Here is a 14,106-nt window from a genome sequence, read left to right on the forward strand (position 1 = left end):
CGTCGGGTCAGGTGGCCGGGCCGAGCACCGCGCACGACTCCGGCGGCAGCCGGAACTCGCCGTCCGGACGCGGTGGTTGCACCGGCTCCCAGGCGGCGAGCACCCGGCAGTTGTTGCGGCCCAGGGGGATCACCGCGGGCTCCTTGCCGAGGTTGACGACGGTCCTGATGTCGCCGCGCCGGAAGGTGAGCCAGCGTGCCTCCTCGTCGTGGACGACCTTGACCGCGGCGATGTCCGGGTCGGTGAGGTCGGGGCGGGTGCGGCGCAGCGCGATCAGTTCGCGGTACCAGGCGAGCACGCGCGCGTGGGGCTCCTTTCCGGGCTCGTCCCAGTCCAGACAGGAGCGCGCCCGGGTGGCGGGGTCCTGCGGATCGGGGATGTCCTCCTCGGCCCAGCCGTGCGCCGCGAACTCCCGCCGTCGGCCCGTCCGTACGGCCTCGGCGAGCTCGGGGTCGGGGTGGTCGGTGAAGTACTGCCAGGGCGTGCGGGCGCCCCACTCCTCGCCCATGAAGAGCATCGGCGTGTACGGGCCGGTCAGCACCAGCGCGGCGGCGCAGGCGACCAGGCCGGGGGAGAGGGTCGCCGAGAGCCGGTCTCCCAGCGCTCTGTTGCCGATCTGGTCGTGGGTCTGGGCGTAGCCCAGGAAGCGGTGTGCGGGGGTCCTCGTGCGGTCGACACGCCGTCCGTGGGTGCGGCCGCGGAAGCTCGAATAGGTGCCGTCGTGGAAGAAGACCCGGGTGAGGGTCTTGGCCAGGGCGGCGAGCGGGGCGCGCGCGAAGTCGGCGTAGTAGCCCTGGGACTCACCGGTCAGCGCGGTGTGCAGGGCGTGGTGGAAGTCGTCGTTCCACTGGGCGTGCAGCCCGAGGCCGCTCTGCGCGCGCGGGGCGGTGGTGCCCGGGTCGCACCGGTCGGACTCGGCGACCAGGAACAGCGGGCGGCCGAGCTGTACGGAGAGCACGTCGACGGCGGTGGAGAGCTCTTCGAGGAACGGCAGCGCGCGCGTGTCGAACAGCGCGTGCACGGCGTCCAGGCGCAGACCGTCGAGCCGGTAGTCGCGCAGCCAGGCGAGCGCGCTCTCCAGGAAGTACGCGCGCACCTCGTCGGACCCCGGGGCGTCCAGGTTGACGGCGGCGCCCCACGGCGTGTGGTGGGTGTCGGTGAAGTACGGGCCGAAGGCGGGGAGGTGGTTGCCGGAGGGGCCGAGGTGGTTGTGGACGACGTCGAGGACGACCCCGAGGCCGTGGGCGTGCGCCGCGTCGACAAATCGTTTCAGCCCTGCGGGGCCGCCGTACGGCTCGTGTACGGCCCACGGCGCCACGCCGTCGTACCCCCAGCCGTGCCGCCCCGGGAACGGGCACACCGGCATCAGCTCGACATGCGTCACCCCCAGTTCCGCCAAATGGGCGAGGCGGGCGGCCGCGGCGTCGAAGGTGCCCTCGCGGGTGTAGGTGCCGATGTGCAGCTCGTAGAGGACCGCGCCGGACAGCCGGCGGCCCTCCCAGGGCTGCTGCCAGGGGAAGGCGTCGTGGTCGACGACGGCGCTGAGCCCGTCGGGCCCGTCCGGCTGGCGGCGCGAGCGCGGGTCGGGCAGCGGGTGGCCGCCGTCCACGACGTACCCGTAGCGGTCGCCGTCCCGGGCCCCGGCCTCGGTGAGCCACCAGCCGCTCCGCACCGGGTGCGGCTCCATGTCGTGGGTCGTGCTCTCCAGCTTGAGAGCGACCCGGTCCGCCTGCGGCGCCCATACCTCGAACAACATTCTTGATACCTCCCGTTGCCCGCGTACCGTCAAACCGTGCAGGAGGGCATCCATCCTCCGCGGAAGCCGGGATCAAGGTCTGGAGGTTGTGGTTACTCGCCATTAAGGTCCGGATCCATGACCCTGCCGCCGTTCCCGCACGGCTTCCTCTGGGGAGCCTCCGCCTCAGCCTTCCAGACCGAGGGGGCCGCCGCAGCCGAGGGCAAGGGCCCCTCCGGCTGGGACGCCTTCGCCGCCGAACCGGGCCGCATCAAGGACGGCGCCGACGCCGCCCGCGGCACCGGGTTCCACGAGCGCTACCGCGAGGACGTCGCCCTGCTCGCCGGGCTCGGCGCCGGAGCCTTCCGCTTCTCCGTCAGCTGGCCGCGTGTCGTGCCGGGCGGCAGCGGACCGGTCAACGCTGCGGGGCTCGACTTCTACGACCGGCTCGTCGACGAGCTGTGCGCCCACGGCATCACCCCGGCGCCCACGCTCTACCACTGGGACACGCCGCTGGAGCTGGAGGAGGCGGGCGGCTGGCTCCGGCGCGACACCGCGTACCGGTTCGCCGACTACGCGCGCGTGGTGGCCGAGAGGCTCGCCGACCGCGTCCCCATGTGGATCACCGTCAACGAGCCTGCCGAGGTGACACTGCTGGGCTACGCGCTCGGCGAGCACGCCCCCGGCAAGAAGCTGCTCTTCGACGCCCTTCCGGCCGCCCACCACCAGCTCCTCGCCCATGGCCTGGCCGTCGGGGCGCTGCGCGCGGCGGGCGCCCGGAACATCGGCCTCGCGGTCTCGCACACCCCCGTATGGCCCGCGAGCGAGAGCGAGGAGGACCGTTTCGGCGCGGACCTCTACGACACCATCGGCAACTGGCTGTTCGCGGACCCCGTCCTCACCGGCCGCTACCCCGACGAGAACTTCGCGGCCCTGATGCCGGGCCCGGTCGCGGACGACCTGGCCGTCATCTCGGCCCCGCTCGACTGGTACGGGGTGAACTACTACAACCCCACGCGCGTGGGCGCGCCCGCGCCCGAGGCCGTCGAGTCCTTCGCCGGATTCGAGATGCCCGCCGAACTGCCCTTCGGGATCAGGGAGATCGAGGGGTACGAGACCACCGCCTTCGGCTGGCCGGTCGTCCCGGACGGCCTGCGCGAGATGCTCCTCCTACTGAAGGCGCGCTACGGGGACCGGCTGCCCCCGGTGTACATCACGGAGAACGGCTGCTCCTACGACGGCATCGACGACGCCGGTCGCATCCGCTACCTGGACGGCCATCTGCGCGCCCTGCACCGCGCCATGGCCGAGGGCGTGGACGTACGCGGCTACTTCGTGTGGTCCCTCACCGACAACATCGAGTGGATCGAGGGCGCCGCACAGCGCTTCGGCCTGGTGCACGTCGACTACCCGACGCTGCGGCGCACCCCGAAGGACTCCTACCGGTGGTACCGGGACGTGATCCGGGCCCAGCGCGCCGCCGGCTGAGCCCGGAGATACGTTTCAGCCGAGTCCGGCGGCTCAGCTGCCGCTCGGCCACACCATGTTGATCGCGCGCTGGAAGGTCACGTACCCCGCGCGCGCGAAGGCGTCGGCCATCGGCACGTTGGCGAGGTCGGTGGCGGCGCGGATGCGCGGGACGTCCTGCGCCGCCAGGATGCGCGTGCCCTCGGCCAGGATGTCGTCGATGTAGCCGTGGCCTCGGTGGGCGGGCAGTACGCCGATGTACGCGATGATCGGGTGGTAGTGGTTGCGGGCGGGGATGACGAAGCCCACCGGGCCGCCGCCGTCCGGGAGTTCGGCGATCTGCCACCACTCGCGCGGCGACTTGTAGGTGTCGAACTCCTCCGCGTACATCAGCTCAGCGGACGCCCGCGGCGTCATCGTCAGCAGCTCCGTACGGCTGTGCTCGTCGAGCGTGCCCTCCAGGACCAGCGTCATCAGCGAGAGCAGTTCCTCGCGGTCGGTCGCCGGGCGGAACACGAGCCGGGTGGAGGGGGCTGGCAGCGGCGTCCCCGGGCGCCACTCCAGGCGCAGCCGCTCGACCAGGAGCCGCGCACCCGTCTCGGCCAGGATGTTCATCCGGGTGTCGACGACCTCGCGCGCGTGGGGATCCTCGCGCCAGTCGCCCGGCGTGAAGCGGCCGTACTCGGGGCGCGGGGCGCCGGCCGGGATCACCGCGGCCGTCGCGGTCTCCAGGAGCTTCAGCCCTACGGCGTGGCGCTCGGCGGGCGGCAGCGAGTCGTCGACGTCGAAGAAGTCGAGGGTGAAGGGGTCTTCGTGGTCCGGCGGCGTCCACCAGGACAGGCGGGCCAGCACCCGGTCCCCGCGCAGTGCCACCCACATCCACGCGGGCAGGCGGCGGCCGGAGGCCAGATCGTCCTCGACCTCGTGGTCGAGTACGTACGAGAGCTGCTGGAAGAGCCCGAGTTCCTCGGGCCCGGCGAGCGGACGGAAGGTGATGTCCGACGCGGATGTCGTCAAGGGGTTCCCCTCATGGGCGGTGACGGTCGCCAGACCCTAGCAATGGCGCAGGGCAGCCCGGCAAGCGGTTTTCCGTGCAGGTCAGGGGGGATGGAGCGGGGGAACAGGGGCAATGTGCGGCCCTGCTGGACACGCCGAGGCCGTCGGCCCGACAATCTCTGTTGTGACGTCGTCCTTCCAGTTCTCCACGTATCCCGCTCCCGCCCGGCTGTCGGACGATGAGCGCGACCGTGTGCTCGACGTGCTCAGAGAGGGCGCCGCGCAGGGAAAGCTGTCGCACGACACGTTCCTGCGCCGGATGGAACTGGCCCTGTCCGCACGCCGGTCCGACGAGCTGGCCGCGCTCACCGCCGACCTGGACACCCAGAGCCGCTGGTCGCGGGCGCTGTACGGGGCGGTGAGCCGGGTGTCCGGGTTCAGCGTGGCGATGCGCCGGGCGTGGCAGTCCGAGCGGCTGCCGAAGCTGCTGTTCCCCGTGCCCGGCCCGTATCCGCTGCGGATCGGCCGCGATCCGCACAACGGGCTGCGGCTCAGCCACGAGACGGTCTCCCGGGTGCACGCCGAGCTGACCCACCAGTCCGGCGTGTGGGTGCTGCGCGACCTCGGCTCCACGAACGGAACGAGCGTCAACGGCCGCCGGGTGACCGGGGCGGTGGTCGTCAACGACGGCGACCAGGTGAGCTTCGGGCGGATGAGCTTCCGGCTCGCGACGCACTGACCCGGAGCCCGTCGGCCCGGCTGCCACCGCGCTGAGCTGGGCGTACGCTCCCGCCGGGGCCGTTGTCAGTGGTGCCCCTCATCATGGCGGTATGAACGAGGACCAGCAGCCCCGAGTGCGGCCCGCCCGCCCTTCCGACCTGCCGCGCCTGGCCGAACTCGCCGCGGAGCACGCGGTGTACGAGAAGGCCGCGCCGCCCGCGCCCGATCTCGCGGAGCGGCTCGGAGCCCTGCTCTTCGGGCAGGAAAGGCCCCGGGCGCGCTGTTTCGTCGCCGAGATACCGGGCGGCGAGGTCGTCGGGTACGCGAGCTGCGCCCCCGAGTTCTCCACCTGGCAGGCGCGGGAGTATCTGCACATGGACTGCCTCTTCCTGCGCGACGGCCACCGGGGCCTGGGCCTTGGAGCGCTGCTGGTCGACGCGGTGGCCGCCGAGGCCAGGGAGCTCGGGATGGACCAGGTGCAGTGGCAGACGCCGGTGTGGAACGAAGGGGCGCGCCGGTTCTACGACCGCGTGGGCGCGATCGGAAGCGAGAAGCTGCGCTACTCGCTTCCGATCGACCGGGACCGGGTCTCCGGGTAGTTCCGCGTACCACCGCCCACGGTCACTGCTGGTGGAGGCCGCGTCCCGCGAGGGTCAGGAACGTCTCGCCGACCGCTTCCGACAGGGTCGGGTGGGCGTGGATGTGGCGGGCCACGTCCGACGGCTCGGCGTCCCAGCCGACGATCAGCTGGGACTCGGCGATCATCTCGGAGACGTGGGGGCCCACGAGATGGACGCCGAGGACCTGTCCGTCGCGCTCGGCGACGACCTTCACCACACCGCCCTGGCCGTGCACCATCCCCTTGGCGACGGCCGTCAGGGGCATCGAGTTGACGACGACGTCGTGCCCGCGGTTGCGGGCGTCCGCCTCGGTCAGACCTACCGAGGCGGTCTGCGGAGAGGAGTACGTGACACGGGGCACCGCCGCGTAGTCGACCGGCGGTGATGTCAGACCGGCGAGGGTCTCGGCCACCAGCAGGCCTTCGGCGAACGAGGCGTGGGCCAGGCCGAGGGAAGGAGGGGGCAGCAGGTCACCGACGACGTGGATGCCGGCAACGGCGGTTTCGAGCCTGGCCCAGTCGGCCGGGGCCACGAACCCGCGCTCGTCCGTGGCCAGTCCGGCCGCGGCCAGGTCGAGCCCGTCGGTCACCGGGGCCCGGCCCACGGCGACGAGCAGCCGCTCGGCCTCGACGGTACGGGTCTCGCCGCGCGCGGTGCGCACGGTCGCTCGTACGCCGTTCTCCAGGACGTCCGCGCTCAGGAAGCGGGCGCCGGTCTGGACGTCGATGCCGCGCTTCTTGAGGCCGCGGGTCAAGTGGCGGCTCACATCGGTGTCCTCGAGCGGCACGAGCCGGTCGGCGGCCTCGACCAGGGTGACGTCGGCGCCCATCGAGCGGTGGAAGGAGGCGTATTCGACACCGATCGCGCCGCCGCCGAGGACCAGGACGGACTGCGGGAGGCCAGGGGCGAAGAGCGCGTCGTCGCTGGTGACCACGCGCCGTCCGTCGGCCTCGAGACCGGGCAGCATCCGGGGACGGGAGCCCGTGGCGAGGACGATGCCGCGCCGGGCGGTGAACTCGCCGTGCCCGTCCACGTGTACGGTCCGGGGCCCGGTCAGCCGCGCGCTGCCCCGGACCACCGCGACCCGGGCGTGGGAGAGGTGGCCCTCCACGCCCTTGTGGTTGCGGGAGACGATGTCGTCGCGGGTGGCGACCAGGGCGGGCCAGTCCACCGAGTCGAGCGTGGCCTTCACACCCCACCGCTCGCGGGCCTCTGCGATGCCGTCCACCAGCTCGGCGGCGTGCAGCATCGCCTTGCTCGGGATGCAGCCGCGGTGCAGGCAGGTGCCGCCGACCTTGTCGCGCTCGGCGAGGACGACCGTCAGACCGAGGGCGGCGGCGCGCAGCGCGGTGGAGTAGCCACCGGTGCCACCGCCGATCACGATCACATCGGGCACTCGGTTCACATCTGACGTGTGGTGGACGGGGGTTACGGCGATTGCGGCGTTCTCGGTCATGGGCCCAGCCTCCGCCCGGACCCTGTCATGCGTCCAAGGCAATGTTCTTGTGGGGTCGATGCACAATGCTTATGGCAGAACGCTCAAGCGGGCGCGTGTTCATGGGAGAGGTGGGGGCGGAGTGAGTCTTCGGCAGATGGAGTACTTCGTGGCGGTCGTGGAGGAGTCCTCCTTCACGCGCGCGGCCGAGCTGCTGCACGTCACCCAGCCCGCCCTCTCGCACCAGATCAAGGCGCTGGAGAAGTCCGTCGGCGGCGATCTGCTGGAACGGCTGCCGCGCGGCGTGCGGCTCACCCCCATGGGCCGCGCCTTCCTGCCCCACGCCCAGCTCGCCGTGCGCAGCGCCGCACGCGCCCAGCGGGCGGCCCGGGCTTCGGCGGGGGCGCGGGGCGGCGAACTGCACATCGCGGCCGTGCACTCGGTGGCCGTCGGGGTGCTCCCCGACGTCTTCGCGCGCTGGCGCCGCGACCACCCAGGCGTCGGCCTCGTCCTGCACGAGTACGCCTCCACCGAGGCGCTGGAGGAAGAGCTCGAACGCGGCACGGCCGACCTCGCCGTGGGCCCCCGGCCGCGCCGCTGGGACGGGCCGGTGATCGAGGTCGGGGACGAGGAGATCGCCCTCATCGTCCCCTTCGACGACCCGCTCGCCGGGCGGTCGAGCGTGCGGCTGGAAGAGCTGGCGGACCACGACTGGGTGCGGTGTGCGATGGAGCCGCTGGTCGACGGGGTGCCGTTCCTCGACCTGGTCTGCGGCCGGGCGGGCTTCGCGCCCCGCACCGCCCTGCGCACCGAGCACACCTCCACGGCGGTCCGGATGGCCGCGGCCGGGGTCGGCGTCGTGGCCGCCCCCTCGCACGTGGTCCGGGGCGGGATCGGCGAGGACTGTGTGGTGCTGCCCGTCGACCCGCCGTGGAAGCGGGCCCTCGCGGTCTTCTCCCGCGTGGAGCTGACCGGCGCGGCGGCCGCCTTCGCCGAGCTGCTGCGCGGGTCCGCGCCGTATGGGGGCAAGGGTGTGTCACCCGTACGGCCGAACGCCGATCGCGACTGCGAGGCGGCGGTGGTCCGCTGAGAACAACCGCGCCCGCCCGGGCGCCGACCGGGGAGGACACCTCATGCCGGTCGACCCGGGCACACCGATACCGCCGACGCCGCTTCCGGCCGCAGCCGCAGCCGCCCCCGTGCCCGGCGTGCCCGCCGTCCCCTCCCTCTCGCTCCTCGGGCCCGAGGCGGCGAGTTGCCGCTACGGCTTCTATCGCACCCTGCGCGAGTCGTATCCCCTCGTGCGGGACGACCGGCTCGGGGCATGGCTGGTCAGCAGGTACGGGGATGTGTCGGCCGCGCTGGGTGACCCGGGGCTCGTCCGGCCCCGGCGCGGGCTGTGCTGCTGGCCCGGTGAGGCGTGGTGCACGGGGCCTCGCCGCGAAGCGGACGACGAGGCGTTCGGGGTGCTGCGGGAGGTGTCCGAACGGACCGCCTTCGTGCTCGCGCGGCGGCTGGCGCAGCGCGAAGTGGCCGACCTGGCAGAGGAGTTCTGCCACTGGCTGCCCGTGGGGACCGCCGCCACCGCACTGGGACTGTCGTGCGCGGAGCTGGCGCGCGGCAGCCGGGCCGGGGGCCGGCGGGCGGGCCCGGCCGCATCGCTGGCCGTGCTCTGCGCCGACCGGTCCGCCCTGATCGGCAAGGCGCTCGCCTCCCTTCTCGCCAACCTCCTTGATCGTCCGGACGAGTGGGCGGCCGTACGGGACGCGCCGGGCGCCCTCACCGCCGCCTGGCGCGAGTCCCTGCGGCGGAACCCGCCCGTCCATGTCGTGCTGAGACGGGCACGCGGGGACGTCCGCGTAGCCGACGGCACGGTCCCGGCGGGTGCTGCGGTCGCCCTGCTGGTCGGGGCCGCCGGCCGGGATCCTGATCGGTTCGCCGCCCCTGATCGGTTCGACCCGCGCCGGGCCGCTCCGGCCCAGCTCGCGTTCGGGCCCCCGGACTGCCCGGCCGCGCGCGTGGCCGAACTCCAGGCGGAGTGCGCGGCACGGGCCCTGTGCGAGGCCATGCCGGAGCTCCGGTGGGCCGAGGGCTTCCGGCCCACCGAGACCGGGCTGCTCACCCGGGCCCCGCGGACCCTTCTCGTACGACCCGCCTGAGCAGCGCGACCGGACGGTCGGCGAACAGATCGCGCAGCTTCACCGCACCACTGAACTCCCGGCCGCAAGGGCCGGAGCCGCCGGTGCCCAGGACGTCGGCCCACGCCCCCTCCGGCAGCGCCAGCTCCGTCGGGCCCCAGCCGCCCGACTCGGCCAGCCGCAGGGAGAGCCGGGTCACCGCTGTCACCACCTCACCGGAACGGGAGAACGCGAGGCAGTGGTCGGCGGCCGGCCCGGTGGCGATCAGCGGCTCGTATGTACTCAACTCCCCGAACGCCTCCGGAAGTTCCCGCCTCAGCCGAAGAGCCGCCACCGATACCTCGCCCTTCTCGTCCGGGGGCGAGTCCGGGCCGGTGTCCGGGAAGTCCACCGGGCGCCGGTTGTCCGGGTCGACCAGCGTCAGGCACTCCGACTCCGTGCCCTGGTACACATCCGGCACGCCCGGCATCGTCAGATGCACCAGGGCGGCACCCAGGACGTTCGCGCGCGTGGCCGAGGCCAGGCCCCGGGAGAACTCCGCGATCCGCGCGGCGAGCGCCCCGGCGGGGCCCGACGCGGCGAAGTCGGTGAGCGCCCGCTCGTACACCGGATCCTGTTCGGTCCAGCTCGTGCGCAGCCCCGCCTCGCGTGCGGCCTTCAGCAGGGCGCCGCCCAGTCGCTCCTCGGTGAGGCCGGTGCCGCCGAGGCCGACCGCCGTCTGCCAGGCCGTCCAGGCCAGCTGCGGATCGGTCGCGGGCACGCCGGAGAGCCGGCCGAGCAGGGCCCTCCACCGCCCGGGGCACTCGGACAGCACGGCGATCCGGGCCCGTACGTCCGCACTGCGCTTGGTGTCGTGCGTGGACAGCACGGTCCCGGTCGTCGGCCAGTCGCGGGCGATCCGCTTGCAGAAGGAGTGGAACTCCTCGGGGCTCACCGACGGTTGCCCGGGATCGCCGCCCACCTCGTTGGCGGACAGCAGGGCTACATATCGATAAAACGCCGTGTCTTCGAGCGACTTGGCGCGCAACGCTGATGACGTCTGCGCGAAACGCGCCTGGAATGCGCGCAGTTCGCGGCCGTCCTCCTCGGAGCTCCCTCCGTACTGTCCGAGCACCAGATCCCGTACGGCGTCGACCGCCGAGGCCTCCTCCGGTACCGCGAAGGACTCCCGCGCCCGGCCGGCCATCTCCGGAGTCAGCACCTCCTGCGCGTCGGTCCCGTACGGCCGGTACACCGGCATCCGGACCAGCAGCTCGCACAGGGCGAGCCGCAGGGCCCACGGCGCGTGGTCGCGCAGCCCCGGGGGGCGGGCGCACAGCCGTGCCGCCGCGCGCGTCAGGCGGTCCACTTCGGCGGCCAGGTCGTGCGTGACCACCTCGTACGCGGCGCGGCGTGCGGTCGGCTCCCAGTGCCCGCCCCGGTCACCACCGCCACCGTCCTGACCTGTGAACTCCTGGTAGTGGGCCAGAAGTTCCCGATGGCCGACCGGATCGGTGAAGAGGCCGTCGATCCGGTGGAGCGCGTCGTAGCCGGTCGTCCCCGCGACCGTCCAGCCGGACGGCAGCGGCTCGCTGCGGGCGAGGATCTTCTCCACCACCGTCCAGGCGCCCCCGGTCGCCGCGCTCAGGCGCCGCAGATACGTTTCGGGGTCGGCGAGGCCGTCCGGGTGGTCCACCCGCAGCCCGTCCACCACCCCGTCCCTGACCAGCTCCAGCACCTTGGCGTGGGTGGCGGCGAAGACGTCCTCGTCCTCCACCCGGACGCCGATGAGATCCGAAATCGTGAAGAAACGACGGTAGTTGAGCTCGGTGCGGGCAAGGCGCCACCAGCCGATCCGGTACCACTGCGCATCCAGCAGCTCGGGCAGGGGCAGCCCCTCCGTACCGGCGCGCAAGGGGAACTCGTGCGCCTCCCCGTACGCCAACACCCCCTCTTTCCGGTCCACCGTCAGCCGGTCCAGCTCGTCCCCGATCGGCCCGGCGAGGACCGGCAGCAGCACCTTGCCGCCGCCCGCCGCCCAGTCGATGTCGAACCACGCGGCGTACGGCGAGCCGGGGCCCTCGCGCAGCACCTCCCACAGCTGCCGGTTGTGGCGCGGCGCCGCCGCCATGTGGTTCGGGACGATGTCGAGCACCAGGCCGAGCCCGGCCGCCCGCGCGGTGCGGGCGAGTCGCCGCAGCCCGTCCTCGCCGCCGAGCTCCTCGCGTACGCGCGCGTGGTCGACGACGTCGTAGCCGTGCGTCGACCCCGGCACCGACTCCAGGACCGGCGACAGATGCAGATGCGACACCCCGAGCGAGGCCAGATACGGCACGGCGCGCTCGGCGGCACGGAAGGGGAAGTCCGGCTGGAGCTGCAGCCGGTAGGTCGCAGTCGGTGTCATACGAACGTACGTACCCCGCAACGCGGCTTCTGTGCCTTCGGCCCGCGTGTCCGCACCCGTCTGCCGCGTCGGCTTCGCCCGATGTCCGGAGCCCCGCACCCCTGTGCGCGGCCCTCTCGTGGGCGGTACGGGGCCCGTCGGGCCCCTACCGCCCGGAGGGGCCCCGGCTCCTCAGCGGGCCGTCCCGGGCCCGCTCAGGCCGGACGTCGCAGCACCGTCAGACTCCGCCCCACGAGAGTGACCCGTTCGCCCGCCGTCACCTTGGCGCCCTCGCCCGGCGGCACCCCCTCGCGTCGGCCCGTGTCGACCACCACCTGCCACTGCCGGCCGTGGTTGACCGGCACCAGGAAGTCGATGGTCTCCGCGCTCGCGTTGAACATCAGCAGGAACGAGTCGTCGGAGATGCGCTCGCCGCGCGGGCCGGGCTCCGAGATCGCGTTGCCGTTGAGGAAGACCGTCAACGCCTTGGCGCTCGCCGACTGCCAGTCCTGCTGGGTCATCTCTTCACCCTCAGGGGTGAACCAGGCGATGTCCGACAGCTCGTCGTGGGTCCCCTCCACGGGCCGGCCGTGGAAGAAGCGGCGGCGCCGGAAAACCGGGTGGTCGCGCCTGAGCCACACCATCGTCCGGGTGAACGCGAGCAGCGTCCCCTCCGGGTCGCTGCCCGGCTCGGGCCACTTCACCCAGCTCAGCTCGCTGTCCTGGCAGTAGGCGTTGTTGTTGCCGTGCTGGGTGCGGGCGAACTCGTCGCCGTGGCTGAGCATCGGCACGCCCTGCGACAGCATCAGGGTGGCGATGAAGTTGCGCATCTGGCGCTCGCGCAGCTCGATCACGCCCGCGTCCTCGGTGTCGCCCTCCACGCCGCAGTTCCAGGACCGGTTGTGGCTCTCGCCGTCCCGGTTGCCCTCCTTGTTGGCCTCGTTGTGCTTCTGGTTGTACGAGACGAGGTCGTTGAGGGTGAAGCCGTCGTGGCAGGTGTGGAAGTTGATGGAGGCCAGCGGCCGCCGTCCGTCGTCCTGGTAGAGGTCGGACGAGCCGGTGAGGCGGCCGGCGAACTCGGCGAGCGTGCGCGGCTCGCCCCGCCACAGGTCGCGCACGGTGTCGCGGTACTTGCCGTTCCACTCGGTCCACATGGGTGGGAAGTTGCCCACCTGATAGCCGCCCTCGCCGACGTCCCAGGGCTCCGCGATCAGCTTGACCTGGCTCACCACCGGGTCCTGCTGCACCAGGTCGAAGAACGACGACAGGCGGTCCACGTCGTGGAACTGCCGGGCCAGCGTCGCCGCGAGGTCGAAGCGGAAGCCGTCCACGTGCATCTCGGTCACCCAGTACCGCAGCGAGTCCATGATCAGCTGGAGGACGTGCGGCGAGCGCATCAGGAGCGAGTTCCCGGTGCCGGTGGTGTCCTCGTAGTAGCGCGGGTCGTCGGCGAGCCGGTAGTACTGCGCGTTGTCCAGGCCGCGGAAGGAGAGCGTGGGGCCCAGGTGGTTGCCCTCGGCCGTGTGGTTGTAGACCACGTCCAGGATGACCTCGATCCCGGCCTCGTGCAGCGCCCGTACCGCCTGCTTGAACTCCAGGACCTGCTGCCCCCGGTCGCCCCAGGAGGCGTACGTGTTGTGCGGGGCGAAGAATCCGATCGTGTTGTAACCCCAGTAGTTGGACATCCCCTCGTCCGCGAGCCGGTGGTCGTTGACGAACTGGTGCACCGGCATCAACTCCAGAGCGGTGACCCCCAGTTCCGTCAGATGGCCGATGACCGCGGGGTGCGCCAGCGCCGCGTAGGTGCCGCGCATCTCCGGGGGCAGCTCCGGATGGAGCATCGTCAGGCCCTTCACATGGGCCTCGTAGAGCACCGTGCGGTGGTACTCGGTGCGCGGCGGGCGGTCGTCGCCCCAGTCGAAGTACGGGTTGACCACCACCGATGTCATGGTGTGCGGTGCCGAGTCCATGTCGTTGCGGGCGTCGGGGCGGTCGAAGTAGTAGCCGTACACCGCCTCGCCCCAGTCGATGCTTCCGCTGATGGCGCGCGCGTAGGGGTCGAGGAGCAGCTTCGCCGAGTTGCAGCGGTGGCCGTTCTGCGGCTCGTACGGGCCGTGCACACGGAAGCCGTAGCGCTGCCCGGGCATTACTCCGGGCAGATAGGCGTGGCGCACGAACGCGTCACTCTCGCGCAGCTCCACCGCCGTCTCCGACCCGTCGTCGTGCAGGAGGCACAACTCGATCCGGCGGGCGGCCTCCGAGAAGACCGCGAAATTGGTCCCGGCGCCGTCGTACGTGGCGCCGAGCGGGTACGCCTGTCCCGGCCACACCTGCATGGGCAAGACTCTTCCACTTCTGATCCGGGTACTGAGGGGCACTTGACACAGATCCTCCCGGAAAAGAAGTCCGTCCCCTAGGACGCCGGAGTGCTCCGGAGGGTGATCCCCACAGCGGCTACCCCCATAGGGGCGCCGGTACCCCGGACGATCCGGACGGGCTGCGCCGGACGGATCCGGCCACAGGAGGGGGTCGCCCGGGGTCCCGGCCCAGGTGGAACCGCTATGAATCAGCTCACTCCCCCCGAACGGGCCGCACGGAACGGATCCCGTCAACAAGGGAGTTGAGAAACAGCC

The 14,106-nt window shown here is 72.5% G+C and carries 10 protein-coding genes; 5 read left to right on the forward strand and 5 right to left on the reverse strand.

Annotation, left to right across the window (positions count from 1 at the left end; genetic code table 11):
* Positions 1 to 7: 7 nt before the first annotated feature.
* Positions 8 to 1,756, reverse strand: coding sequence for a malto-oligosyltrehalose trehalohydrolase (gene treZ, locus BX283_RS30700; protein WP_101390700.1), 1,749 nt, complete (start codon positions 1,754 to 1,756; stop codon positions 8 to 10).
* Positions 1,757 to 1,873: 117 nt separating this feature from the next.
* On the opposite strand from treZ, the gene BX283_RS30705 reads away from it, so the two are divergent.
* Entirely contained in the window at positions 1,874 to 3,223 is a 1,350-nt protein-coding gene (locus BX283_RS30705; protein WP_101390701.1) for a GH1 family beta-glucosidase, read from the forward strand.
* Between the two features lie 33 nt (positions 3,224 to 3,256).
* On the opposite strand, the gene BX283_RS30710 is transcribed toward BX283_RS30705, so the two are convergent.
* A complete protein-coding gene (locus BX283_RS30710) occupies positions 3,257 to 4,219 on the reverse strand; it encodes a GNAT family N-acetyltransferase (protein WP_101390702.1) in 963 nt (320 codons plus the stop codon).
* A gap of 163 nt (positions 4,220 to 4,382) precedes the next feature.
* Between BX283_RS30710 and BX283_RS30715 the strand changes: the two genes are divergently transcribed.
* Both BX283_RS30715 and BX283_RS30720 read left to right on the forward strand, forming a co-directional pair.
* Positions 4,383 to 4,937 carry a DUF1707 and FHA domain-containing protein gene (locus BX283_RS30715; protein WP_101390703.1) on the forward strand — a complete coding sequence of 185 codons (555 nt, stop codon included), beginning with the start codon at positions 4,383 to 4,385 and terminating at the stop codon, positions 4,935 to 4,937.
* A gap of 91 nt (positions 4,938 to 5,028) precedes the next feature.
* Positions 5,029 to 5,517, forward strand: coding sequence for a GNAT family N-acetyltransferase (locus BX283_RS30720; protein ID WP_101390704.1), 489 nt, complete (start codon positions 5,029 to 5,031; stop codon positions 5,515 to 5,517).
* Positions 5,518 to 5,539: 22 nt separating this feature from the next.
* On the opposite strand, the gene lpdA is transcribed toward BX283_RS30720, so the two are convergent.
* Complete coding sequence (gene lpdA / locus BX283_RS30725; RefSeq protein ID WP_257583944.1) at positions 5,540 to 6,994, reverse strand: dihydrolipoyl dehydrogenase; 1,455 nt, start codon at positions 6,992 to 6,994, stop codon at positions 5,540 to 5,542.
* Between the two features lie 121 nt (positions 6,995 to 7,115).
* Here lpdA and BX283_RS30730 point away from each other — a divergent pair, with 121 nt between their 5' ends.
* Together BX283_RS30730 and BX283_RS30735 are read left to right on the forward strand one after the other, a co-directional pair.
* Complete coding sequence (locus BX283_RS30730; RefSeq protein WP_101390705.1) at positions 7,116 to 8,063, forward strand: LysR family transcriptional regulator; 948 nt, start codon at positions 7,116 to 7,118, stop codon at positions 8,061 to 8,063.
* A gap of 43 nt (positions 8,064 to 8,106) precedes the next feature.
* Positions 8,107 to 9,132, forward strand: a complete 1,026-nt coding sequence (locus tag BX283_RS30735; protein ID WP_101390706.1) for a cytochrome P450 — start codon at positions 8,107 to 8,109, stop codon at positions 9,130 to 9,132.
* Here the strand turns inward: BX283_RS30735 and treY are convergent.
* A complete protein-coding gene (treY, locus tag BX283_RS30740; RefSeq protein WP_101390707.1) occupies positions 9,092 to 11,494 on the reverse strand; it encodes a malto-oligosyltrehalose synthase in 2,403 nt (800 codons plus the stop codon). The two genes, BX283_RS30735 and treY, sit on opposite strands and share 41 nt — an antisense overlap.
* 194 nt (positions 11,495 to 11,688) lie before the next feature.
* Positions 11,689 to 13,809: a glycogen debranching protein GlgX gene (gene glgX / locus BX283_RS30745; RefSeq protein ID WP_101390708.1), complete on the reverse strand. Its 2,121-nt coding sequence runs from the start codon at positions 13,807 to 13,809 to the stop codon at positions 11,689 to 11,691.
* Positions 13,810 to 14,106: the final 297 nt, after the last annotated feature.

Source organism: Streptomyces sp. TLI_146, from assembly GCF_002846415.1.
GTDB lineage: Bacteria > Actinomycetota > Actinomycetes > Streptomycetales > Streptomycetaceae > Streptomyces.

Coding starts and splice junctions, on each gene's coding strand:
- treZ (WP_101390700.1), bottom strand. CDS start 1,756: ATGTTGTTCGAGGTATGGGCGCCGCAGGCGGACCGGGTCGCTCTCAAG.
- BX283_RS30705 (WP_101390701.1), top strand. CDS start 1,874: ATGACCCTGCCGCCGTTCCCGCACGGCTTCCTCTGGGGAGCCTCCGCC.
- BX283_RS30720 (WP_101390704.1), top strand. CDS start 5,029: ATGAACGAGGACCAGCAGCCCCGAGTGCGGCCCGCCCGCCCTTCCGAC.
- lpdA (WP_257583944.1), bottom strand. CDS start 6,994: ATGACCGAGAACGCCGCAATCGCCGTAACCCCCGTCCACCACACGTCA.
- BX283_RS30735 (WP_101390706.1), top strand. CDS start 8,107: ATGCCGGTCGACCCGGGCACACCGATACCGCCGACGCCGCTTCCGGCC.
- treY (WP_101390707.1), bottom strand. CDS start 11,494: ATGACACCGACTGCGACCTACCGGCTGCAGCTCCAGCCGGACTTCCCC.
- glgX (WP_101390708.1), bottom strand. CDS start 13,809: ATGCAGGTGTGGCCGGGACAGGCGTACCCGCTCGGCGCCACGTACGAC.